Below are 21,716 nucleotides of genomic sequence, written 5' to 3'. Positions count from 1 at the left end.
GATCAGCCTGTGACGAGGAAGCTGGCGGCGCCGACGCCGGTGAAGCTGTGGATCGTGTAGCCGCCCGACGAGGTGACCGTGCCGCCGGTCGCGCGCTGCGGGCCGAGGTAGCGCACGATGACGATCCCCGAGCCCCCGGCCGCGCCGTGCGACGCCCCGAAGACCAGGGAGTCGGCCGACCGGCACTGCGACTTTCCGCCGCCGCCGCCGCCACGGTTCGCCACGCCCGGCGTGGCGTTGCCGGCGCCCGCCGACGTCGCATACGAGAAGCCGTCGCCCCCCGAGCCGGCATTGACGCCCCCGGGGTTGCCCGTCCCGTCGCCGCTGCCGCCGTCGTAGAATTTGCCCGCGCCGCCGCTCGACCCGTAGACCGTCGAGACGCCGCTGATCGAGCTCGTGGTTCCGTTCGCGCCCGAGCCGGACTGGCCGGAGTGCGTCCCGCCGCTCGCCGCGACCCCGTTGAAGGACGACGCGCCGCCGTCCGTCCGCACCGCGCCGCCGGCGCCCACCTGAACGGCGGCCGTCTGTCCGACAGCCAGCACGGCGGAGCCCGGAACGACCTGCCCGCCCAGGCCGCCGTTCATGGTGTTGGTGGCGTAGGCCCCGTCGTCCCCGCCGCCGCCGCCCCCGGCGACGAGGAATTCGACGGCGAGCGCGCCGGTGGCCAAGAGTTGCGTGGCGTGCGGATACATCACGCGCCCCGCCAGACGCCGGCCTGGAGCTTGTTCAGGGCGGCGTCGTACTGCGCCGTGACCTTGCTCCAGGCCGAAGCCGGGAAGCTCGGCGGCCCGACCTGCCCGAAGTCCCAGATGGCGTTCCAACTGCAGGTGTAGGTCGCCGGGTTGATGTTGATGACGTAGGTCAGGCCATCCCCGAGGCCGGTCGGCGCGCCCACGGCGTGGCCGTTGGCGGTGAGCGTGACCCGAACGTGAGGGCCGTCCGCAATCGTGTCCCAGGCGATGGTGGACGCATCGGCGAGCGTCCCAAACGCCACGGTGTCGGCCAAGCCCTTCGGCGACACCGCCACGAAGTCGGACGTCCCGGCCCGGATCTCCTCCGCTGTGGCGCCGCTCTCGAAGAAGCCGCCCAGGACGATCACCCAGTCGTCGTAGGTTCCCGAGCCACTCACGCCGCGCGCCGGGACGTCCAGGGTGATGTCGTCGACGCCGTCCCAGGCGTCGATGTTGCCGTAGACGCGGGCGTCGGGGGTGGAGCGGGAGAAGGCGCAGAGGAAGTCCTGCCCGCCGAAGTCCGGCGGGTCGCCGCCGATCAGCTCCAGATGGAAGGTCTTCAACCCTGTTCCGACCGCCACCGACGAGCTGGAGAAGGCCAGGAACCCCGTCGTGTTGACCGCCAGGTCGCGGGCCGCCTGCGCGTCGACCGCCGCCGCCTGCGCCAGCGCCGCGCGCTCCTGCGCAGCCACCGCGTTCTGGTGCGACGCCGCGCCCGAAGCGTCGACGTCGTCGCCCCAGTCCGGCAGCGCCTCGAGGAAGGTCCCCGTGGCGTTCGAGAACCCTGGCTGGCCGCGAACCGGCGCCGGCGGCAGGGTGTTGATCGGCGGCGGCGCGACGATGTCCGTCATCAGGCGAGGCCCTTGATGCTGATGTTGGCGTAGGCGTGGGTCGGGCCGGCGAACTCCACGGCGAAGTCCTTCAGGAAGCCGTAGAGCAGGCAGGCGCCGTAGTCGGGGTCGGCGACGAACACGACCGGCGTCGCGCGGATGGCGCCCAGGTTCGTGTAGGCGGGGTCCACCTGCGCGGGCGTCAGGATCAGCGTGTAGTCCCCGGTGCGGTTGAAGGCCCGCTCCAGGATCGTCGCCTGCCCGAACTCGTCGACCTGCTTGACCGAGTAGTCCTCGATGCCGACCCGCCCGCCGTACTGGGTGTTGCCGATCACGATCTCGCGCCCGAACTTCAGGACGCCGCAGCTCACGTCCTCGCCGGCCGCGCTCTCGAAGATCACCGTCAGCGACGCCTCGGCGTAGGGTTTCAGGTCGTTGACGTAGAGGTCGGTGCGCCGCCCGACCGGCGCGAAGAAATATTCGTCATAGTCGTAGATCCCCACGTCGGAGATCATGTCGAAGGTCCGGCTGTAGAGCTCGTTCGTGACCTCGGTGTGCTGCTGCACGGTCACGGTGGCGGCGTCCACCTCCAACAGGGCCAGGGCCTTGATGTAGGCGCCCGGCTGGTGGGTCACCGCCAGGCTGTCCGCCATCGTCGTCTGGCTCTGCGGCGACTGGTCGTACATCCGATACCGGTTCGTGTAGCCGACCAGGAGCCAGTCCTCCTCATGCCCCGGGCCCGGCGCGAGCGGATCGGTCGCGTTGTTGTCGACCGCGCTTTCCCAGACCTGGTGGGTCGAGGGCGTGATGACCTGGCGGCCGATGTCGTAGTCGCCCGACGGACTGTCGCCCCACGCCGGCAGCGGCTCGTCGGTCGCCGTGCTCGCAGTGAGCGTGGCGACGGCGTCGACCTCCTCGATGAACGCGAACGCCATGGGCTAAGCCAGGTCCCGCTGCCCGGGGATGCCGTCGCCGTCCCACTTGGCGAGCACCTTCTCCGCCCGCCGCGCGAAGCCGGTCAGCGCCGCGACGCCGGCCGTGAGGGTCTGCACCTGCTGGCGCAACCCGCGCATCTCGTCTGTCGCCCCGGCCATGGGGTCGCCATGGCTCACACTCACCATCTCGCCCGGCGAGGCCCAGAACTTCATGAGCTGGCTGTCGATGCCGCCGGACCCGCCGACCATGAACGACCCGCCGCTGGCGAAGCCCCGCATGCGCGTCCCCGCCTCGATCTCGGCGAGCCCCTGCCCCAGGTAGTGCGCCAACAGCGCCTGCTCGAACGTGGCGCCCACGCCGCGCAGGCTGCCGCCCGCCACCCAGTTGCGCCCCAGGTCCGGGTTGGCCGCCGCATAGGCCGCCGCGTCGAACCCCAGCGCCCGCGGGTCGCCGCCGGCCGCCGTCAGGTTGGCGTTCGCCGCCAGGTAGGCCTTCAGCGCGTTGGCCATGTCCTGCGTCACGCCGGTCAGCAGGCCCAGCGCGGTGAGCTGCTGCGACGCCAGGTCCAGTTGCGACTGCGCCGTGGCCGCCTGCGCCTCGGCCGCGCTCACCGACGCAGCGCCCGAGCGCCGCACCGCCGCGATGTCCCGCGCCAGGTCCAGCGATGTCCGCGACCCGGCCCGCGAGGCGTCGATGAACGCCTGCGCCACGCCCTGGAAGTTGGCCAGCCGCTCCGGATCGGCCGCGCCCAGGCCGCTCAGCCGCCCGAGCTCGCCCCGCAGCACGCCGAGCTGCGCCACCGGCCCGCGCCCCGCGGCGTTGCCGATCGTCAGTTCGCGCAGGAACCCGCGCAGGCCGTCGGCGGCCTGCCGCAGTTGCGCAACCTCCGCCTCCTTGGCGCTGCGGAACGCCTCGTAGCTGGCCAGCAGCCCGTCGCGCGCACGCTCGGCCGCCGCGCCCAGCGTGTCCAGGCTGTTGTCGTTCGCCGGCTCCGGCGCCGAGACCGCCTCGGCGTAGCGCTTCAGCACCTCGGCCAGTTGCAGGCCCTGCAGCTCGGTCAGTTGCGCGTTCAGCCCGGCAAGCTGCTCGGCGGTCAGGTAGCCTTCCTCCGCCAGGCCCGCGTACGACTTGCGCTGATCCTCGATCGCGCGCTTCACCGCCTCGAGGTCGTACGCCTTGGGGTCGGTCAGTTGCCGGATCTGGTCCGCCAGCGTCCCGGCGATCTTCTGCGCCTGTTCGTAGGTCGCCAGGGTCTCGGCGATCGCGTCGAAGCCCTTGCCCGCGGCCAGCGCCGACTCTACCAGCTTCTGCTGGGCCTCCGACACGTAGGTCGCGCCGTCCAGCATGGCGCGGAGCGCTGTGTCGATCGCCGCGCCGGTATCCCCTACGGCCGACCGCAGCACTTTGCCGCTTTCGAAGTAGAGGGTGGACTGGTCGCGCGTGCCGAGGACCACGCCGACCAGCGCATCCTTGATCTGGATGCCGCCCGCCTTCAGCGCGTCGATGATCCCAAGCGTCGCCTCGCCGACGGCGCGGGCCGCCTGTTCGGTCTCCGGTGTCCTCTTGTCGCCGCTGATCGCCCCGTTGCGCAGGTCATAGCCCGCGCCCGCATTGGTCGGCTTGCCGCCGATGTTGAACAGCTTCGCCGCCGCATAGAGCGCCGCCGCCGCCACGGCCAGGGGCGGCGCCGCCCTGCCGAGCGCCGCGATCGCGCCCGAGCTCAGGCCGGCCGCGCCCAACGCCGTCTCCCCGGCCGCGGTCGCCGCAAAGGCGCCGAGGCCGACGCCGCTGGCCGCGACGCCCAGGCTGGCGCCGATCGTCCGTCCCGTGCTGCCGCCGATGGTGTTCGCGGCCAGCGCGGCGATTTGCAGTTGACCGGCCGTCCCGCCGCCCAGCAGCGTGCCGAGGCCGCTGCTGAGCCCCTGGATGTTGAGGATCAGGGACCCCAGGTCGCCGCTTTTCACCGAGCGGAGCATGTCCTTCAGCGAGAACGACACCTCGCCGAACGCGTCGGCCAGGTCGCGGGCCTTGTCGGCCGCGCGATCCATCTTGCCGATGGCCTTGTCGAGATCGCCGGGGGTCGCCTCGAACTGGACGCGGAGCGCCTTCTGCGCGTCCTTCAGGTCGACCACGGTCGGCTGGAGCCGCTCCACCGCGTCGCGGAACTGGTCGGTGGAGATCTTGCCTGCGTCCAGCGCCTTGCGAAGGACCAGGATCTTCTCGTTCATCTCCCGCAACTGGCGCTCGCCGCCGGTCTCCAGACTCTGCAGCACGCCCTGGATCGCCCTGTCGAACTCTTCCTCGGCCCGAGCGGCCTCCTTTGCGGCGTTAGCGGCTTCACGCTGCTCTTTCGCCGCCGCGCGGATCGCCTCCGCCTCCGCCCTGCGCGCCTCTTCCGACTTTGGAATGACGAGGTTGGCCTCCATCGTGGCCTTGATCGTGGCGGCCAGAGCCGCCTCGTAGGCCTTTTCCTCCTTCACCGCCTGTCGTGTCGCGGTGACGTTCGCCTTGCGCAGGGCCGCCGCCTCGGCGGCGTCGCCAGAGGCCATCGGGTCCACGGCGCCGGGAAACTCTCCGACGCCCTGCGCGCGCGTGACCGTCGCGAAGAAGCTTGCAGATCTACCGGCCTTCTCCGCCTGCTTGATCTCGGCCTCACCCTCCTTGATCCGCGCGCTAGCCTCGGCCTGGGCCCGCTTCAATACACGGACGGTAAGCAGGCGTTCGTTCTCAGCGCGCCGGGCCGCCGCCTTACCGGCCTCATCGTTCGCGTCGATGCTGGCAAGCGCTCCCCCATAGGCCTTGTTCTGGCTGATGAGGAGGTCATCCAGCGCGGCGGTCAGGTCGACGTTGGCGACTTGGTACTTTTCGGCGAATGAGGCCGCGCCGGCCAAGGCATCGCGAGTCGCGTCCTGCACATCCGCGAAGTTCGCGGCCACCTCGGCCGCACCCTTCATCGCTGCCTTTAGGTCGTCTGATTGCTTTTTCCAGAGCAGGAACACGGCCGCCGCCGTCGCGCCGACCGCCAGCAGCGGGGCCGAGGCCTTGAGGAAGGCGCCGACCGATGTGGCCAAGCCCTTCATCACGACATCGAACGACGCGCCCTGCTGCTTCGCGACCGCGAAGGCGTCGGCGATCTGCGGCCCCTGCTGGACGACGGCCATCATGACCATCTTCAGCGGGTTGCCCGAAGCCGCGGCGCCTGCGAACTGCACGCCCAGGTCGCTGACCTGCCGGCCCAGGTTGAGGCCCGCGTTGGCCAACACCTTGGACGACACGGCGGTTCCCGCCTGCGCCGACGAGACCGCCTTCAGCCGGGCCGCCAGGTCCCCCATGATCCTGCCGTACTCGGCGCCGGCCAGGGCGCCCTTCCGGTAGAGGTCCTGCGCCTCCTTCATCTGGTCGCCGAGGCGTCTCTGCGCCGCGTAGACCGGGTCCAGCGACCCCTTCAGCGCCACCACGCGGGATTGCAGCTCGGCGGCGGCCTGGGCCTGACGCCGCGCCTCGCGCTGCATCGTCGCCGACGCATCACGCAGCCCGGTCTGGAACTGGGCGCTGTCCAGACCCAGCGCGACCTTCAGGTTCGCGATCGTGGCGTTCGCTGCGGCCATGGCGGCGTCCGTTGGAGTTCAGGATTTCGTGGGGAGGCCGAATTTGGCGAGCACCCAGTCGGGCACGTCGCCGCCGTTCGAGCCGCGCAGGGCCAGGAACGTCGCCGCCCCCGGCACGGTCTCTTTCGCCCGGGCCGTCTGCGGCTCGACGAAGTCTCCGAGGCTCGGAGGTTTCTTCAGGTTCGGCAGCATGGCCGTGTACCAGGCGAGGTAGCGCTTCTCGCGCCCCTCCCGGTCGGCGGCCTGCATCTTGCCCTTGAAGAACAGCAGCAGCGTCCGCGGCGTCTGTCGCCAGAACGCGTCGGGGTCGGCGCCGAGACCGCACCAGCTCATGAAGAGCTCGTCCCAGTCCCAGCGCCGCTGGCCTACGCCTGCGGAGGGTCCCCGCTGGCGTCCGCGCCGGCCCCCGCGATGAGGTCGGCCGCCTTGTCGCGCTTCGGCGAGCAGAGCGTCAGGCTCTCCGAAATGTACTGGATCGCCACCTTCTCGGTCATGCTGAGCCCCTGCACGATCACCCCGGCGTCCGCGAGGTCGACGCCCTGGTGATGCTGCTGCAGACCCGCCCAGAGCATCACCCGGATGTGTGACACCCGCCGGCTCGCCATCGCCGCCTCCAGGAAGTCGTAGGCGCTCGGCTCAAGCGCCTCGACGGGGGCGGCGGCAACCGGGGCATCGGCCTCCGCAGCATCAGGCTCCAGCTCCGACCCAGGCTCGGGCGGCTTCGGTGGAACCTTCCACCCCGTCTCGTCGATCCACTGCTCCAGGCAGCACATGGCGTTGACGCCCATGTTCAGGATGTAGTTGGCCTTGCCGACCTTGAACGGCACATCGCCCAAGCGAGGGTTCATTCGCAGTTGCTTTCAAGAAGTTGTCGAAATGAGTGGGCCGCCGAAGGCGGCGAACTGGCTCAGCCCGCTCGCGGGCCGCCTCCAGAGACCTTACTGAGAGCACCTGCTGATCCAGAGGTTCTCAAAGTCCCAGTGCCGGCTAAGCTCTTCGCCTGCCGCCCTGATATCCGCGATAGAAGCCTGCTCAACCTCTGCCGGAAGGCTCGTCGAGCGCGCTGCCTTCTGCGCATCTTCAAGCGTTCTCACCTCTCCCGGCGAGACACCCCTTACTGCTTCTCTGAAGCCTCGCGCGACTGGTGAGAGTTCCGGCTCAGAAACGACGCCCTCACGCTCGTCCACAATGAACCGCTTAAACCCAGCGTAGGCGCCGAAGGCGTTTTTGCCGTTGAACTCCCCGCACACGTGGTCACCGACGCGCCGGACGCTCCGGAACTTCGCAGCATCAGGGTCTCGCAGTTGCGCTGCCACCACACGCTTCGCCTGGTGCAGCGGCCAGAGCGCCACACCTCCCGCGACCAAGCCGCACGCCGCGACTGCGACGGCAATCCCTGAGACCCAGCGCAGCATCGCCATCACCCCCAATGTGATCGGGACAACCTACGCTGGCGTTGCGCAGGCTGTCACCCGTCTCGGAGGCCGCTCGACTAGCTGGTGATGCCGAAGGTCGTGTCGCCGGTCTTCTTGTAGCTCAGCGTCCCCGACATCTTGTCGCCGACCGGCGCGCGGCGGGTGTAGCCGGTGCCGATGCACAGGAAGGTCTCGGTGACCAGGTTCGGGTAGGTGAGCCGCACGAGCTCTTCCGTGAGCACGATGATGCCGGCGATCTTGTTGTGATCGAGGGTGATCGAGTCGAAGGCCAGCGCGCTGACAGGCTTCACCTTGCTTTCACCGACCCAGTTGACCGACGCTCCGCCGGTCTGACGCGGGATCTTGATCTTGAACGGCACGGCGCGGGTGTTGAGCTTGCCGACGATCGTCATCGGGCGAAGGAACTCGATGAACTCGGACGCAAGGTTCGCATACTGCACCAGCGGCGCCGCATTCGTGGTGTCCGTCGTCGTGCCCGCGGCGACGGCCGCCTTGATCAGATGCTGCACCGCCGGGTCGAGGACGCTGATCACGTCCGGCGTCTCCTTCACCCAGCGGTCGTTGCCCTGAGCGATGGCGAACGCCTGGGCGCAGTCGCCCTTCGCCATGGCCAGAGCCTTGACGTAGCGGGTGAAGCCCATGCCGGGCATGACCTTCCCGGGCGCCGCCTTCACCGTGACCGGCGCGAGGCCGCGGCGCGAGGCCGAACCGTCTTCTTCGCTCAGGCCCTTCACGGGCTGGGCGCCTTCGATGTTGAGCGCCTCCAGCTTCTTCAGCCGGGCGATATGGCCGTCGATCGCCTCGTTGTCCTTGGCGAAGTCGTCGAATTGGGTCTGCCCCTCGGCGTCGAGGGTTTCGCCCTTGGCGGCGGCGTCGTCCATGAGCTTCTTCATGGCGGCCGCGTTGACACCGCGCGTGGCCTCGTAGGCCGCACGCTGTTCGGCGTAGGTCTGCATGTCTGTACCCCTTGGCCGCGCGCTGTCAGGCTGCGCGGTGATGGATTTTCCGGATGACGAAGGGGGCCCCGGCGGGGGCGGGCCGGTTCAGCTTGGCCACGTGGGCCAGCGGCTTCGCCGGGTCGACGGGTTCGACGGCCTGCTTGCCCTCCGGGGCGGCCGGTTCGTCCGTCGTGTCTTCAGGCGGCGCCGGCCGGTCGGCCGAGATCGCCTGGAAGTGCTTGAAGAACATCGCCGCCTCCTGGGCGGCCTTGGCGTTGGAGACCTCGGTGATCACCGCCTCCGGGTTGGCCGGGATGGTGACGGCCGACAGCTCGTAGATCTCGATCTCCTGGAACTCGATCCCGTCGTAGTCGCCGATCCAGGCCCACTTCAGCGCGCGGAAGCCGATCGACACGAAGCGGACGAGGCCGAGCTTCACCTGCTGCCAGCAGTTGTCGAGGAAGTCCTTCAACTCGCCCGGCTCGTCGGTCTGCGCCGCCTCGGCCTCGAACGGGATCCCCGCCTTCGTCGGCTTGCCGAACTTGACCCAGCCCCACGGCTTGTCGTGCTTGTGCTGCCACAGCCACGCGACCGGGTTGGTGAACTTGGCCCCGAGCGGGTTGATGGTGTCGCCCATCCGATCCTCGGCCGGCGTCGTCGCCATGCCTCGGACGATTCGCTTGCCGCCTTCCTCGGCGACCTTCTCGACGTTGAGCTGCAGCGAGTAGCCGCGGATCGCGAGGTCCATGGGTGAAAGCTCCGGAGGTTGAGCGCGCACGGCGTGCGCGGTCGGATCACGCGGCGGACCGACCACCGACGAACATCATCGAGAAGTCGGCCTTGCGTTTCGGCTGCGGGTTCCGCGCCATCAGCTCGACCGCGTTGAAGAGCGCCGCCAGCGGGTCGATCTTGGCCTTGCCCGCCGTCTCCTTGGTGATGAGGACGTTGTTGCCCTTCTGCTCGGCCTTGGCGTTGCCGACGCACCAATCCATCAGGCGCTGGTCGGCATGGACCAGCATGCGTTCCTTGAGCTTCCGCTCGGCGCACTGGATGGCGCCCATCAGCCGGAAGCCCTGCGCGACGCCGGTCATCTGCTTCTCGGCGATCTTGCGCTTCTTCAGGTACTCGACGAGCAGCCGGATCGCGACGCCGGCAGTATCCAGCCCCACCGCATTCTCTTCGGGCAAGAGACCGGCGGCCTCGACCTGGAGCACGACGTCGGCGACTTCGGCCAGATCGGGCGGCAGCACGTCATCGTCGCCTTCAGTGAGGTCGCGCACCTCCAGCTCGAAGATGACCAGGTCCTTGTCAGCCTCGAAGTCGCGAAGGCGCTCGGCGATCTCCGGCCGGTTTTTCAGCAGGTCGGCCTCGGCCCAGGCGCGCGACCAGCTCACCCAGCGCTGCGAGCCCTTGATCCGGCCGATGACGGTCACGCCCAGAAGGTCGTCCAGGCCCCCGCCGTCGATGCCGACCACGGCGACCTCGCAGGCCGCCAGCAGGTCCTCGAGGCGGCGGACCTTCGCGTGAACCGCCTGCTCCCAGTGATCGGCGCCGCGCCACCGATCCGCATGCAGCCCCAGCCCGATCTCGATGTTCAGATGCTGCGACGCCCAGCGGCGCAGCTCTTCCTCGCCCTTGTCCTTCGCCTCGTGGAATTCGTCGATCAGGCGATCGAGCGAGAGGGAACGGCCCAAGTTGGGCAGCACCATCGGCCAGATCGCCGGGTCTTCCCACTTGCGCGGCTGGCCGGCCTTGGCCTTGGACGTCTGCACCGCCTCTGGAAACTCGTAGAGCACCGGCAGGGTCCGCACGCGCTCAGTGATCCGGCCGTCGCGCACGCCGCGCGCGTACTGGAGTTCGGAGCGGAAGATCCCGGCCGGCGGCTGGTCCGACTGTGTGGTGATGATGACGAACAGGCTTTCCGGGTTCGCCAGCATGTTCCCCTGGATTTGACCGAACACCCGGCTGGCGTAGCTGAACCCGCTCATCAGGTGCAGTTCGTCCAGCAGCACGAACACGGGCTTCGCGCCCGTGGTGACCTTCATGTCGAAGGTCTTGATCTTCAGCTCCGCGCCGTTGTTCCGGTCGACGATCGTCTTGACGTGGTCGCGGAAGCGCGCCGTCACCACGCGCTGGAGCCGGAGCAACCAGCGCTGCTCGAACGCCGTCCGCAGGGCGCGGCGGCGCGTCTCGCGCGCCTTGCAGTCCGGGCCGCAGAAGACGCCCGAATGCTGGGTTCCGACCACGCTGGCGCAGGTGCGGCCTTGCTCGCTCAGCCAGTCGTCATCGATCCGGACGCCGCAGCCTTGACACTCGAAATGCCAGCCGTGTTCGACCATGGCCGACGCGGGGATTTCGCCCGTCCGCCAGTACCGGTCCGCCCACGTCGTGCGCCTGCAACTCTCGACCTCGCAGAACTCCACGTCGAGGTGCGCCGCGCCCTCGCGCCGCGCGACAACGGAGCGATCCGCGAAGAGGATGGGGATGTCGAAGGGCAGCGGGCAGAGATGCTTCTCGGTCCCGGCCTGGGCCGCCAGCGTGTTCAGGCTGCGCATCTGCGCCACGTCGGTCCACACGTTGGCGTGCGCCGAGTGCGGCTGGAGAAGCTGGTAGATCGCCGGCAGGAAGCCTGCGTAGTCGAACTTCTCGCAGATCAGGACGTGCTGCTCGAAATCGTAGACGTGGTCGAGGTCGAACTTCTTCCAGAGGTGGTAGGCGGCCGAGAACTTCTCCTTCGACCAGTCCATCCACTCCTCGGGCGTCAGCAGCCTGTCGCCCGAGACCTTCCAGTAGCCCGACGCCACGATCTGCCACTTCGCCCGGCTGAAGTCGCCGGCGCCGCCGGGCACGGGCTTGATCTTGCCCGCGCGGTAGAGGTGCTTGTCATACTCGGCGGGCTCGCCCTTGCGGTCCTCGGTCACCCAGACGTAGGCGCTGCGTTTCTTCACGACCGGCTCGTCGGCGAACCCATTCGTCGGGTCCGACGTGGGCTTGCGGAAGACCAGCACCTCCTCGCCGATGCCGCAGCCCATCCGCGTGCCGTCGCGGAGCTGCTCCGAATAGGCCAGCCGGTAGGTCTGGTTGTTCTCCCGCACGACGTCGGTCGTGTTCTCGTGGCGGCCGAGATAGGCGAAGCCGTGCTTCTTCATGGCCGCGCGCACGTCGTCGCCGAACGCGTAGACGGTCTGGAACCCCAGGCCGTTGATGCCGCCGGGCACCACCCGGTCCTTCACGTGGATGCAGACGTTGCGCCCCGGCTTCACCACCCGGAACAGCTCGGGGAGCAGGTAGTCCATCTGCTCGAAGAAGTGCGCGGCCGAGCGCGTGTGGCCGAAGTCGTTGATGCTGGGGCTGTACTCGTACTGGTTCCCGAACGGGATCGAGGTGACGACCAGGTCGACGCTGTTCGCCGCCATCCGCCGGCATTCCAGCACGCAGTCGTTCAGCACCAACTTCCACGACCAGGGGTGATCCTGGTCGCCCGGAAGGGATTGAACCACGGAACGCCCGCTGCGCGGGCTACACGGAAGACCGGCTTCGCCGGTCACGCGGACAGGGTCCTCCAGCGTCGCCGAGCGATCCCCGGAAGCGCCGCGCCCTCGCTGTAGATGACGTCGACGCGCACGGCGTGCGTCTGTCCCTCTCACAAGCGTTCAGGGCTGCTTCGCGCGCCTTCGTCTCTTCGATCCGACTTGGTGCGAGCGTCAAGGTCTAGAGCCCGGCGATCGCGTGCTGGTGCTCGACCTGGACCTCATCGTCACCGACGACCTGACGCCTCTCTTCGAGGGCGACGAGCCGTTCCGCATCCTGACCGGCGTCAACGCCTCGAACCCTTGCCCGTACAACGGCTCGGTGTGGCGGCTGGACATCGGCTACCGGCCGGATGTGTGGAGCGACTTCAGCCTGGAGGCCGCCGCGGCCGTCGCGCACGACAAGTTCCCCGACGACCAGGCGTGGTTCGCCCACAAGCTGCCGGGCGCCGCCGCGTTCGGTCCGGCGGACGGGGTCTACGCCTTCCAAAAGCCCGGCTGGCCGCGCGGTGAGGCGCTGCCGAAGGGCGGGCGGATCGTGGCGTTCCCGGGCTGGCGTGACCCGAGCGGGTTCACGCACCTGCCGTGGGTGAGAATTCATTGGTTGGGTGAGCAGGTGGCGGCATGAAGGACAGTCGCTCAGAGGCGAAGCGCGCAGGCGACAAGCACTACTTCACCGGTCGGACCTGTAAGCGAGGTCACCTCGCGCGGAGGTACACGGCGAGCGGAACGTGCGTAGTCTGCGTAGCTCAAGATCACCAGCGGCCAGAGCGCCGGGCCCAGTGCCTTCGAAGCGCTTCTAAGAGCGCCGCCCGAAACGCGAGTTATCGTCGCGTGTACGAGAAGCAATGGAAGAGCGAGAATAGGGAGCGGTCCGCGGGCTACCGGAAGGCCTGGAGGGCGCGAAACGCGGAACTCGAGTTGGAGAAGGGACGCGTCAGGGCCCGCAGGCAGCGAGCCGAGGAGCCTAAGAAGCGAAGGGCCTGGGAGGCCGCGCGGCGTGCGCGCAAGCTTCGGGCTACTCCATGCTGGGCAGACATTGCCGCGATCCGACGTTTCTATGAGGCATGTCCCACGGGCTGGGAAGTGGATCACATAATCCCGCTGCAGGGCGCCGACGTCTGTGGTCTGCATGTCCTGAACAACCTGCAGTACCTCCTGCCGAGGGCCAACGCGTCGAAGAAAAACCGGTTTGACCCGGAGCTCCTAAAGGGAGGCGCGGCGTGATCCACCCGCTGGCGCTCGTACACGCCGACTGCGAGGTCGGCGCGGGGTCGAAGGTCTGGCCGTTCGCCTCGGTGATCCGCCGGGCGCGGCTGGGCGTCATGTCGAGCGTCGCGGCCTGCGCCGTGGTCGACGGCTCGCGCCTGGGCCCGCGGGCGCGGATCGGGCACGGGGCCCAGGTGCATCCCGGTGTCGTGGCGGGCTCGGACCTGTTCGTGGGGCCGGGCGCCATCCTCTGCAACGACCTGTGGCCGTGGCTGGGAGAGCAGGACTTCGACCTCGAGGCGCTGATCTCGGGCGGGGCGCTCTCGGTGATCTGCCGCGATCGCGTTGCGATCGGCGCGGGCGCGATCATCCTGCCGGGTGTGCGGCTGGGCGAGGGCTGCGCGGTGGCGGCGGGCGCCGTCGTCGATCGCGATGTTCCGGCGGGTGTCCTGTTTCAGCGGGACGGGCTGTTCAGACCGCACTTCGACGCGCCGCGCGCGCCGCGGATGCGTGTCGTCGCCTGATGCTGACCGTCGCGACGTGTTTCTGGGCGCCGAACCGTTACTCGGCCGCCGCGTCCCGGTGCTACACGCCGGAGTGGGTGAACCGGCTGGCGCGGGGCTTCGCGCGGAACCTGACGATCCCGCACCGCTTCGTGGTCCTGACGGATCGCCACTATGACGGCTTCGACGCGGAGGTGACACAGGAGCGGCTTTCGACCGATACGCCGGACTGGGCGTCGATGATCGAGCCTTTCCGGATCGACGGGCCGCTGATCGTGGCGGGGCTCGACACGGTCGTGTGCGGCAACATCGACCACCTGGCGGCGTGGTGCGCGGTCGGCGACCGCATCGCCCTGCCGAGGTCGCCGGGCAAGGACTACCCCTGCAACGGGATCGCGCTGGTCCCAGCCGGGTTCCGGTCGGTCTACGAGGATTGGGACGGCGTCACCAACGACATGGAGTGGCTGCGGCGCCAGCCGTACATGCTGATCGAGAAGATCTCGGCGACCGCGGTCGTCTCCTACAAGTGCGACGTGCGGCCGAACGGCCTGGGCGACGCGCGGGTGGTCTACATGCATGGTCGGCCGAAGTTGGATGAGCTCGGCGACTTGGAGTGGATTAAGGCGCACTGGCGATAGGGACGCGAACGCCGTTCGTCGCCGCCGCTTGATGCGGCGACGGAACGAGGGCAGAGTCCGGAATGGGCCTTGGAAAGCCCGGCTGATGATAGGTCGACGCCCGTTGGCGCGGTTAGTGTCGACCGAATGTGAGCTTTCGCTCACAGCGTGCGCGCTTGGCAGCGTGCCGCAACCCGACCTCTATGGCCGGGGGAGGCGCCGCTGTCCAGGGGGAGCAATCCCCTAAAAAGCGTCTGCTCGTTCATCAGCGAGTTTTCCAACCCCCGGCTGTCGCGGCTGCTGCGCGACAGGGCCTTGGAAAGCCCTTCTTGATGAGACCGAAACCATGACCATCATGACCCCCGTGCTCTCCCCAGATCGCACCCAGGCGCTAATCGCGTACGACGAGAGCCTTATTGAGCGGGCGGCGGCGCTCGTTGAAACCATGGAGAAGTACGAAGAGGAAAGGGCTAGAGTCATAGCGTCAGAGCGTAGCGTGGTATTGGTGGTGCTCAGCGTGATCGCCGAGACCTTGCGCATGGCGCGGAAGCGGCATGGAGAGGTCGCAGCGCTTCTGCCCCCGATCCCGAAGTGATGGTCTCTCCCGCCGACGTCGCCTTCTTCGTTCCGGGGCACCTGAAGAAGTTCAAGCTGGAGCTGTTCAACCGGATCGGGGCGACGATCGCGCGGGCCGGCGGCGTGGTGGTGCGGGGGGATTTCGAGGCGCTGGACGCGCACGCCGTGCGCGGGCGCGTGCCGGTCGTGGGCTGCACGCCGGAACTGCGGCCCTACATCGAGCGCTGGCGCGGCGCGGCGCGGCGCTGGGTCTACTGGGATCGGGGCTACTTCCGGCGTGTGTTCGCCACCGACCTGCCGGTCGGGAGCGACGGCGGATATTACCGCTGGCATGTGGACGGGTTCCAGATGCGGGCCGTCGCCGACGCGCCTGCGGACCGCTGGAAGGCCTGCGCGACGCCGCTGCGGCCGTGGTCGAAGGGGGGGCGCCACATCGTGGTGGCGGAGCCGTCGGCGACGTACGCGCGGTTCCACGGGATCGAAGGCTGGACCGAGCGGACCGTCGCCGCGCTGGCGGCGCTGACCGACCGCCCCATCGTGCGGCGCGACAAGGAGATGCAGGCGTCGCGGACGCGGACCCTTCGGCAGGACCTCGCCGGCGCCCACTGCCTCGTGACCCACGGCTCGAACGCCGCGGTCGAGGCGGCGATCTACGGTTGCCCGGTGTTCGCGGCCGCGGGCAGTGCTGCGGCGCTGGTCGGAAAGACCGACCTGCGCGAGATCGAGACGCCCGCGTACCCGGACCGCGAGGCCTGGGCGCGGGCGCTGGCCTACGCGCAGTTCAACGAGCGCGAGCTGGTCGACGGGACGCTCTGGAAGCTGCTGCGGTAGGCGAGGGGGGACGGTTCATGCCGCAGCGGAGGTGGATCGAGTATGCGGGCTCGCTGGCGAACCAGGTGTTCACCCTGCCGGCGAACGTGTCGCGGCGCGCGGTCGTGCTGGCCAACAACTCCGGCGACCTGCCGATGATGTACCGGGTCGGGGACGAGCCCGCGACGGCGGTGCTGGGCATCCCGCTCGAGCCGGGCCGGCCGGTCGCGCTGGACGGGGACCTCTGCCCAGACGGGGACGTGACCCTCTACTGCGCCGGGTCGGGCGGTTCGCCGAACGTCGGTGGCGCCTTCACCTGCTACGAGATCGTCTCGTGATCTCGGCCGGGGACCTGACCAGGGCGGTGACGATCCTGAAGCACACGCCGGGGGCGAAGGACGCCGGCGGCCACCCGACGGTGACCTATCCGCCGCAGGCGCCGTCGCTGTTCGCGAAGCGGACCGACGTCCGGGACGGTGAAAAGCTGGGCCGCGACGGCGTGGCCGCCACGCTGACCACGCGGTTCATCTTGCGGACCGAGGACGCCGGCGACGTCAATGAGCGGGACAGGATCCGCGACGACGACTTCGACGAGACGTTCGAGATCGTGGGCGTGAAGCGGCTGGGTCCTGAGTGGCGTGAAATCACGTGCGGCAAAGCCGCCTGAGAGGAACAGGGAACCACGGAAAACACGGAACGCGCGCCGGCGCGCGCTGACACGGAAGGCTGCGGCGTATCCGGCGTGTTGTGGTTGGGCTTCCTGACGTCCGTGTGACCGGCGAAGCCGGTCCTTCCGTGGAGCCCGCGCCAGCGGGCGTTCCGTGGTCCAATCCTTCAGGGCGCCCGGCATGGCCGACATCGTCAAGGTCGAGGTGCTGGGGCTGAAGCAGCTCGACGAGGCGCTGGGGCAGCTCAAGCTGAGCACGGCGAAGAACGTGCTGCGGCGAACCGGCCGCAAGGCGCTGGCGCCGTTCGACGAGGCGTGGCGCGCGCGGGCGCCGGAGCATACCCACGCGCTGGAGCGGAGCGGCGGCGTCGGCTCGAACCTGACGCGGGAGCAGCGGCGCAGCCACGAGCGCGAGAGCTTCGTGGAGGTGTTCGCCGGGCCGGGGCCGCTGCCGCAGGCGATCCAGCAGGAGTTCGGCAACATCAACCATCCGCCGCAGCCCTACTTCCGGCCGGCCTGGGAAGCGACGAAGGACCAGGTGCTGCAGATCGTGGTCGACACGCTGGGCGGCGAGATCGCGGCCTCGGCGCGCCGGGCGGCGGCGCGGGCGAAGCGCTGATGGCCCGCCTCTCCATCACCCTTACGCTGGAGACTGCAGACGCCCATGACGCCATCGCCGATCTCGGACGCGTCCTCGAGGCGCTTCGCGGTCGTCATGGCGATGCGTTCCGGGTCCTGGAGCGAAAGCTGCACCGGATCATCGACGGCGAGATCGCGGTGTCGCCACCAGGGGTCCATCACCTGGGCGAGGGGATCTTCACCTACGCGTTGCCGGCCGAACTGAGTGAGTGCCTCGCAGAGGCGCGTCGCCTGGGCGTGATCCGGTGAAGGCCTTCGTCGAGACGACGCGGGGCGGGCGGGACGTCGATGAGGCGACCGGGACGCTCTACTTCCGGCGGCTGATCGAGGTCCGGGTCTGGAACGGCGACGAGGAGGCTCTGGAGGAGAGCCTGCTGGCCTTCCTGGCCGCCGATGCGGGCGTCGCCGGCATGCTGGCGGACCGGCTGTCCTGGGACGCGGCGCCGCAGGCGCAGGCCTTCCCGCGGGGCGTGCTGACGACGATCAGCGAGCGCCCCGACTACGCGATGCAGGGCGCCACGGGCCTGAACGACACGCTGGTGCAGATCGACCTCTGGGGCGAGAGCTGGGCCAGCACGAAAGGCTCGGCCGAGGCCGTCGTCGCGGCGTTGAAGACCCTGGCGGGGTAGGCGCGGCGGAAGCCCCCTCCGTCGGCTGCGCCGACACCTCCCCCGGCGGGAGGAACAATTCCGGCCTCGCAGGCCGGTGGCCCTGACCCCGCCTTGGGCAAGCGGACCGGCCCGCCCCTCCAAACCAAGAAGGGGGAGGCGCGCCATTCCCTTGATGGAGCCCTACCATGACCACCCAAGCCCTGATCGGCAGCGGAACGCTCGTCGAACTCGCGGACGGCAGCTCGCCCAACGCCTTCATCCCCCTCGGCGAGGTCGGCGACCAGGACCTCGCTTCGGACCAGGTCGACCAGGTCGACGCCACCCACATGCAGAGCGGACGTCGCGAGGAACTGATCGCCGGCCTGATCCGCGGGACCGAGGGCTCGTGCCCGATGAACTGGATCCCCGGCAGCCAGACCGACAGCCTGCTGCAGGATTTCATCTCGTCCGGTGAGCAGCGGAACATCCGCTTCTCGACGCCCGCGGCCGAACTGCTGACGCGCGACGACCTGGCGGCGGCCATCGTGCAGTTCATGGACAGCCAGTTCGTCGATCCGTCGAAGGCGGCCGACGACGTCTCGCCGGCCTCGATCATCAACGGCATCACGCCGGTCAACCCGACGGGGACGGACCTGGCGGCGCTGAAGGACGACGTGTTCACGCTGTTCGCCAGCTTCGTCGACTCGAACCTGTCGCTCGGCGACGCCGCATGGATCATGACCCAGCAGCAGGCCCTGGCGATCTCGATGATGGAGAACGCGCTTGGCCAGCGGGCCTATCCGGGGATGGTGGCCTTTGGTCCGCGAGGCGTTCGCCGGCGCGTGGCAGCGCAACGTCGAGCCGGTGTCTCTCACGACGGCCGCCTCCAACCCGGTGCTCTTCCGCTGCATCTCGCTCATCTCGGGCGACATCGCCAAGCTCCGCTGCCGGCTGATGCAGCAGTCACCGGACGGGACGATCTGGAGCGAGGTCGAGAGCCCGGCGTTCTCGCCGGTCCTGCGCAAGCCGAACGAGGTCGTGAACGCCTCCCCGCACAGCGACATCCGCGGCTTCCGCAAGGCGGGCGTCGCCGAAACCCTCCAGGCCTGGGGCCTCTGATCACGTGAAGCGGACGATCTACATCGGGTATGACCCGCGGGAGGCGGCGGCCTATTCGGTCGCCGTGTCGAGCCTGTCGCGCCACCTGTCCGAGTTCATCCCAAGCCACGCACTGGTGCTGGACGACGTGCAGGCCAGAGGGCTCTACCGCCGCCCGACCGAGCGGCGCGATGGGCGTCTCTGGGACGTGATCTCCGACGCGCCGATGTCGACCGAGCACGCCTGCGCCCGGTTCCTCGTGAAGCATCTCGCCAAAGGCGGGTGGGTGCTTTTCATGGATGGCGACGTGCTGGTGAGAGGCGATCTCGCGCCGTTGTTCGACCAGTTCGACCCGGCGATGGCGCTCTACTGCGTGAAGCACCGTTACGACCCGCCGGCCGTCGGCAAGATGGATGGCCAGGTCCAGACTCGCTATGCGCGGAAGAACTGGTCGAGCGTCATGGCGATCAACTGCGATCACCCGGCCAACCGGGCGCTGAGCCTCGACCTGATCAACACTGCGCCGGGCCGCGACCTGCACCGGCTCTGCTGGCTGCCCGACGAGCTGATCGGAGAGTTGTCGCCGGCCTACAATCACCTTGTCGGCCACAACGACGGGGCGCTTGACCCACTCGTCGTACACTTCACCGAGGGCCTGCCCGACATGCCCGGGTACGAGGACTGCGCCTTCGCCGAAGAGTGGCGGGCGGAACGGCGGCGGCAGGCGGCCTAGCGCCTTGGGGCTCGGCGACCAGCTCATGGCCACCGGCATGGCGCGGGGGGCTTGGGCGCAGCGGCGACGGAAGGTGGCGTTCGGGGACGGGCGGCGCATCCGCTGGGACCAGAACTCGGACCTGATCTTCAGGGACAACCCGAACCTGGCGCGGCCGGGGGAGGAACGCCGGCCCGACCTGGAGTGGATCGGCTACTTCAAGGGCCAGCGGATCTACAACACGAACGACGCGGCGCGCCGCCGCTGGGTCTGGAACCTCGACTTCCGCGCCGAGCCCGGCGAGGTGTTCCTGAGCGCTGGCGAGATCCGCGCCGGCCGGCGGTTCGGCCGGCGGTTCGTGGTGATCGAGCCCTACGTGCCGAGCTGGAAGTCGGTGGCGCCGAACAAGGACTGGGGCGCGCAGCGGTATCAGGCCGTCGTGGACCGGCTGGCGGCGGACGGGCTGACCGTGTTGCAGTTCCTCTACGACAAGGGCGGACCGGCGCTGCGCGGCGCGCACGGCGTGCGCACGGCGGGCTTCCGAGATGCGCTGGCGATCCTGGGGCAGGCGGCGCTGTTCATCGGGCCGGAGGGCGGCCTGCACCACGGCGCCGCGGCGATGGGGACGAAGGGCGTGGTGCTGTTCGGCGGGTTCATCCCGCCCTCGGTCACCGGCTACGCGGCGCACACGAACCTGACCGGTGGGGCCGAGGCCTGCGGCTCGTACACGCCCTGCGCGCACTGCCGCGTGGCGTTGGACGCGATCAGCGTCGAGGAAGTCTACGCGGCCGCGCGCCGCCAATTGGGAATGGCGGTCTAGATGGTGGAGATGCGGCGGCCGAACGGCAGCGGTTATGAGGTACAGGTGCGCGTCCGGGGCACGGGCATGTTCCGCCTGGACGGGATGGCCGACCTCTACTGGCGGGCCCGAGGCGCGAGCGTCTTCGACATCGGCTGCAACCGCGGCGCCGTGAGCTACGACATGGCGCTGGCGGGCGCGGCGAAGGTGGACGGGTGCGACATCTATGAGGAGGGCGTGCGGACCGCGCGCGAACTCTTCGCCGACCTGCGCGACGTGAAAAGCCTGTTCGAGGTCGTGGACCTGACCGGCGGCCCGGCGGCCCTGAAGCCCTTCGCCGGGCGGCAGTACGACATCACGCTGTGCCTGGCGACCTACCACAAGCTGAAGCGGGCGATGCCGGAGGCGGCGCTCTCGGAGCTGATGGCGCACTTCGGCCGCCAGACGCGCGGGTGGTTCGCCTGGCGCGGCACGTCGGACAAGGCGGCGGAGAACGACGCGGAGATCGCGGCGCTGGACGCCGACCTGGGCCGCGCCGGTCTGGCGCGCATCCACACGAGCTACATCTCGGCCGAGTTGGGCGCGGCCGCCATCTGGGGGCGCTGATAGTGGTGCTCGACCGCGTCTACTTCACTGGGAACATCGTCACGATGCGAAACCTTAGCGCTCGCGTTGAGCGCCACAGGCGTGAGAACCCGACCCTGAGGGTCTGGGCTGACATCCTTTCTTCGCGAGGCCGCGTTGTCGCCGTGGTGGCGGAGCCTCGCCTGGTGCTCCCCATCCGGGGCGCGGCATGAGCAAACAGTATCTCACCGACGCCGCGCAGGACGAGCGCGAGATCTCGGCCTTCTGCGAGTTGCTCGCCGCCGAGGGCGTGCGGTCCTACCTGGAGATCGGGTCGAAGTTCGGAGGGTCGCTGTGGCGCGTGGCGACCGCGCTGCCGAAGGGCTCCCGGATCGTGTCGGTAGACCTGCCGGGCGGCACACGAGCTTGGAGCGAGAGCCAGGTCAGCCTGAAGGCCTGCCTGCAGGCGCTGACCGAAGGCGGCTACGACGCCCGCGTGATCTGGGGAGACTCGACGCTGAAGGCGGTGATCGACCAGGTCGAGGCTTGGGGGCCGTACGACGCGATCCTGCTGGATGGCGACCATCGGCTCGACGGTCTGGTGAAGGACTGGGACAACTACCGCGAGATGGGGCGGATCGTCGCCTTCCATGACGTGGCGTGGTTCCGCGCGGCGACCTGGCAGGGCGTGCGCATCGACGTGCCGCAGCTCTGGAACAACCTGCGCCCGCAGTATCCGCACCGGGAGTTCCGCTACGACCCGAGCCTTAAGAACAACGGCATCGGCGTGCTCTGGCGCGACGGCGGCGGCCCGGCCGACGCGCAGGACAGCCCGCCGTGAGCGGTCGCCGCAACATCGTCGCGACCTTCGTCTGGGGCGAAAAGTACGGGCGGGAGTACGAGGAGCGGCTGATGCGGTCGGT

25 protein-coding genes are annotated in these 21,716 nt (G+C 69.3%); 15 read left to right on the top strand and 10 right to left on the bottom strand.

Annotated elements, in window-relative coordinates:
* Positions 1–2: 2 nt before the first annotated feature.
* The 10 genes from KF737_RS03455 to KF737_RS03410 all read right to left on the bottom strand — a co-directional run bounded on the left by KF737_RS03455 (position 3) and on the right by KF737_RS03410 (position 11,979).
* On the bottom strand, positions 3–692 hold the full coding sequence (locus tag KF737_RS03455; RefSeq protein ID WP_296450408.1) for a hypothetical protein: 690 nt from the start codon (positions 690–692) through the stop codon (positions 3–5).
* The gene (locus tag KF737_RS03450; protein WP_296450406.1) at positions 692–1,582 is read right to left on the bottom strand and encodes a hypothetical protein; all 891 of its coding nucleotides are present in this window, start codon (positions 1,580–1,582) and stop codon (positions 692–694) included. Before KF737_RS03450 ends, KF737_RS03455 begins: the two co-directional genes overlap by 1 nt.
* The gene (locus KF737_RS03445; protein WP_296450404.1) at positions 1,582–2,496 is read right to left on the bottom strand and encodes a hypothetical protein; all 915 of its coding nucleotides are present in this window, start codon (positions 2,494–2,496) and stop codon (positions 1,582–1,584) included. Before KF737_RS03445 ends, KF737_RS03450 begins: the two co-directional genes overlap by 1 nt.
* Before the next feature lie 3 nt (positions 2,497–2,499).
* On the bottom strand, positions 2,500–6,105 hold the full coding sequence (locus tag KF737_RS03440; protein WP_296450402.1) for a hypothetical protein: 3,606 nt from the start codon (positions 6,103–6,105) through the stop codon (positions 2,500–2,502).
* Positions 6,106–6,123: 18 nt separating this feature from the next.
* Complete coding sequence (locus KF737_RS03435) at positions 6,124–6,438, bottom strand: hypothetical protein (RefSeq protein ID WP_296450400.1); 315 nt, start codon at positions 6,436–6,438, stop codon at positions 6,124–6,126.
* A gap of 32 nt (positions 6,439–6,470) precedes the next feature.
* The gene (locus tag KF737_RS03430) at positions 6,471–6,953 is read right to left on the bottom strand and encodes a hypothetical protein (RefSeq protein ID WP_296450398.1); all 483 of its coding nucleotides are present in this window, start codon (positions 6,951–6,953) and stop codon (positions 6,471–6,473) included.
* 90 nt (positions 6,954–7,043) lie between these two features.
* On the bottom strand, positions 7,044–7,526 hold the full coding sequence (locus KF737_RS03425; RefSeq protein ID WP_296450396.1) for a hypothetical protein: 483 nt from the start codon (positions 7,524–7,526) through the stop codon (positions 7,044–7,046).
* 71 nt (positions 7,527–7,597) lie between these two features.
* Positions 7,598–8,497, bottom strand: coding sequence for a phage major capsid protein (locus KF737_RS03420; RefSeq protein ID WP_296450394.1), 900 nt, complete (start codon positions 8,495–8,497; stop codon positions 7,598–7,600).
* 25 nt (positions 8,498–8,522) lie between these two features.
* On the bottom strand, positions 8,523–9,227 hold the full coding sequence (locus KF737_RS03415; protein WP_296450392.1) for an HK97 family phage prohead protease: 705 nt from the start codon (positions 9,225–9,227) through the stop codon (positions 8,523–8,525).
* Between the two features lie 46 nt (positions 9,228–9,273).
* The gene (locus KF737_RS03410; RefSeq protein ID WP_296450390.1) at positions 9,274–11,979 is read right to left on the bottom strand and encodes a hypothetical protein; all 2,706 of its coding nucleotides are present in this window, start codon (positions 11,977–11,979) and stop codon (positions 9,274–9,276) included.
* 235 nt (positions 11,980–12,214) lie between these two features.
* On the opposite strand from KF737_RS03410, the gene KF737_RS03405 reads away from it, so the two are divergent.
* From KF737_RS03405 to KF737_RS03335, 15 genes are all read left to right on the top strand, one after another.
* A complete protein-coding gene (locus KF737_RS03405; RefSeq protein WP_296450389.1) occupies positions 12,215–12,637 on the top strand; it encodes a hypothetical protein in 423 nt (140 codons plus the stop codon).
* Positions 12,638–13,232: 595 nt separating this feature from the next.
* Positions 13,233–13,742 (top strand): DapH/DapD/GlmU-related protein, encoded by a 510-nt coding sequence (locus KF737_RS03400; RefSeq protein WP_296450387.1) that lies wholly within the window; start codon positions 13,233–13,235, stop codon positions 13,740–13,742.
* The gene (locus tag KF737_RS03395; RefSeq protein WP_296450385.1) at positions 13,742–14,359 is read left to right on the top strand and encodes a hypothetical protein; all 618 of its coding nucleotides are present in this window, start codon (positions 13,742–13,744) and stop codon (positions 14,357–14,359) included. Before KF737_RS03400 ends, KF737_RS03395 begins: the two co-directional genes overlap by 1 nt.
* Positions 14,360–14,684: 325 nt before the next feature.
* Positions 14,685–14,933 (top strand): hypothetical protein, encoded by a 249-nt coding sequence (locus KF737_RS03390; protein WP_296450383.1) that lies wholly within the window; start codon positions 14,685–14,687, stop codon positions 14,931–14,933.
* Complete coding sequence (locus tag KF737_RS03385) at positions 14,933–15,745, top strand: hypothetical protein (RefSeq protein ID WP_296450382.1); 813 nt, start codon at positions 14,933–14,935, stop codon at positions 15,743–15,745. Before KF737_RS03390 ends, KF737_RS03385 begins: the two co-directional genes overlap by 1 nt.
* Positions 15,746–15,762: 17 nt before the next feature.
* Positions 15,763–16,062, top strand: a complete 300-nt coding sequence (locus KF737_RS03380; protein WP_296450381.1) for a hypothetical protein — start codon at positions 15,763–15,765, stop codon at positions 16,060–16,062.
* Positions 16,059–16,391: a head-tail adaptor protein gene (locus KF737_RS03375; RefSeq protein ID WP_296450379.1), complete on the top strand. Its 333-nt coding sequence runs from the start codon at positions 16,059–16,061 to the stop codon at positions 16,389–16,391. The genes KF737_RS03380 and KF737_RS03375 overlap by 4 nt, the downstream gene beginning before the upstream one ends.
* 181 nt (positions 16,392–16,572) lie before the next feature.
* Complete coding sequence (locus KF737_RS03370; protein WP_296450377.1) at positions 16,573–17,010, top strand: HK97-gp10 family putative phage morphogenesis protein; 438 nt, start codon at positions 16,573–16,575, stop codon at positions 17,008–17,010.
* A complete protein-coding gene (locus tag KF737_RS03365; RefSeq protein WP_296450375.1) occupies positions 17,010–17,279 on the top strand; it encodes a hypothetical protein in 270 nt (89 codons plus the stop codon). Before KF737_RS03370 ends, KF737_RS03365 begins: the two co-directional genes overlap by 1 nt.
* Positions 17,276–17,659 (top strand): DUF3168 domain-containing protein, encoded by a 384-nt coding sequence (locus tag KF737_RS03360; protein ID WP_296450373.1) that lies wholly within the window; start codon positions 17,276–17,278, stop codon positions 17,657–17,659. The genes KF737_RS03365 and KF737_RS03360 overlap by 4 nt, the downstream gene beginning before the upstream one ends.
* A gap of 167 nt (positions 17,660–17,826) precedes the next feature.
* Positions 17,827–18,747, top strand: a complete 921-nt coding sequence (locus KF737_RS03355; RefSeq protein WP_296450371.1) for a phage tail tube protein — start codon at positions 17,827–17,829, stop codon at positions 18,745–18,747.
* Positions 18,744–19,451 (top strand): hypothetical protein, encoded by a 708-nt coding sequence (locus KF737_RS03350; RefSeq protein ID WP_296450369.1) that lies wholly within the window; start codon positions 18,744–18,746, stop codon positions 19,449–19,451. The genes KF737_RS03355 and KF737_RS03350 overlap by 4 nt, the downstream gene beginning before the upstream one ends.
* A 73-nt stretch (positions 19,452–19,524) precedes the next feature.
* On the top strand, positions 19,525–20,250 hold the full coding sequence (locus KF737_RS03345; RefSeq protein ID WP_296450367.1) for a glycosyltransferase family 9 protein: 726 nt from the start codon (positions 19,525–19,527) through the stop codon (positions 20,248–20,250).
* A 45-nt stretch (positions 20,251–20,295) separates the two neighbouring features.
* Entirely contained in the window at positions 20,296–20,835 is a 540-nt protein-coding gene (locus KF737_RS03340; RefSeq protein WP_296450365.1) for a bifunctional 2-polyprenyl-6-hydroxyphenol methylase/3-demethylubiquinol 3-O-methyltransferase UbiG, read from the top strand.
* Between the two features lie 187 nt (positions 20,836–21,022).
* Entirely contained in the window at positions 21,023–21,634 is a 612-nt protein-coding gene (locus KF737_RS03335) for a class I SAM-dependent methyltransferase (RefSeq protein ID WP_296450363.1), read from the top strand.
* Positions 21,635–21,716 lie beyond the last annotated feature (82 nt).

This window comes from Phenylobacterium sp. (assembly GCF_019636135.1).
Taxonomy (GTDB): Bacteria; Pseudomonadota; Alphaproteobacteria; order Caulobacterales; family Caulobacteraceae; genus Phenylobacterium.
This window is presented reverse-complemented; position numbering and strand designations above follow the sequence as displayed.

Coding starts and splice junctions, on each gene's coding strand:
- KF737_RS03445 (WP_296450404.1), bottom strand. CDS start 2,496: ATGGCGTTCGCGTTCATCGAGGAGGTCGACGCCGTCGCCACGCTCACT.
- KF737_RS03395 (WP_296450385.1), top strand. CDS start 13,742: ATGCTGACCGTCGCGACGTGTTTCTGGGCGCCGAACCGTTACTCGGCC.
- KF737_RS03385 (WP_296450382.1), top strand. CDS start 14,933: ATGGTCTCTCCCGCCGACGTCGCCTTCTTCGTTCCGGGGCACCTGAAG.
- KF737_RS03335 (WP_296450363.1), top strand. CDS start 21,023: ATGAGCAAACAGTATCTCACCGACGCCGCGCAGGACGAGCGCGAGATC.
- KF737_RS03370 (WP_296450377.1), top strand. CDS start 16,573: ATGGCCGACATCGTCAAGGTCGAGGTGCTGGGGCTGAAGCAGCTCGAC.
- KF737_RS03435 (WP_296450400.1), bottom strand. CDS start 6,438: ATGAGCTGGTGCGGTCTCGGCGCCGACCCCGACGCGTTCTGGCGACAG.
- KF737_RS03450 (WP_296450406.1), bottom strand. CDS start 1,582: ATGACGGACATCGTCGCGCCGCCGCCGATCAACACCCTGCCGCCGGCG.
- KF737_RS03415 (WP_296450392.1), bottom strand. CDS start 9,227: ATGGACCTCGCGATCCGCGGCTACTCGCTGCAGCTCAACGTCGAGAAG.
- KF737_RS03390 (WP_296450383.1), top strand. CDS start 14,685: ATGACCATCATGACCCCCGTGCTCTCCCCAGATCGCACCCAGGCGCTA.
- KF737_RS03425 (WP_296450396.1), bottom strand. CDS start 7,526: ATGGCGATGCTGCGCTGGGTCTCAGGGATTGCCGTCGCAGTCGCGGCG.
- KF737_RS03455 (WP_296450408.1), bottom strand. CDS start 692: ATGTATCCGCACGCCACGCAACTCTTGGCCACCGGCGCGCTCGCCGTC.
- KF737_RS03420 (WP_296450394.1), bottom strand. CDS start 8,497: ATGCAGACCTACGCCGAACAGCGTGCGGCCTACGAGGCCACGCGCGGT.
- KF737_RS03355 (WP_296450371.1), top strand. CDS start 17,827: ATGACCACCCAAGCCCTGATCGGCAGCGGAACGCTCGTCGAACTCGCG.
- KF737_RS03365 (WP_296450375.1), top strand. CDS start 17,010: ATGGCCCGCCTCTCCATCACCCTTACGCTGGAGACTGCAGACGCCCAT.
- KF737_RS03430 (WP_296450398.1), bottom strand. CDS start 6,953: ATGAACCCTCGCTTGGGCGATGTGCCGTTCAAGGTCGGCAAGGCCAAC.
- KF737_RS03440 (WP_296450402.1), bottom strand. CDS start 6,105: ATGGCCGCAGCGAACGCCACGATCGCGAACCTGAAGGTCGCGCTGGGT.
- KF737_RS03380 (WP_296450381.1), top strand. CDS start 15,763: ATGCCGCAGCGGAGGTGGATCGAGTATGCGGGCTCGCTGGCGAACCAG.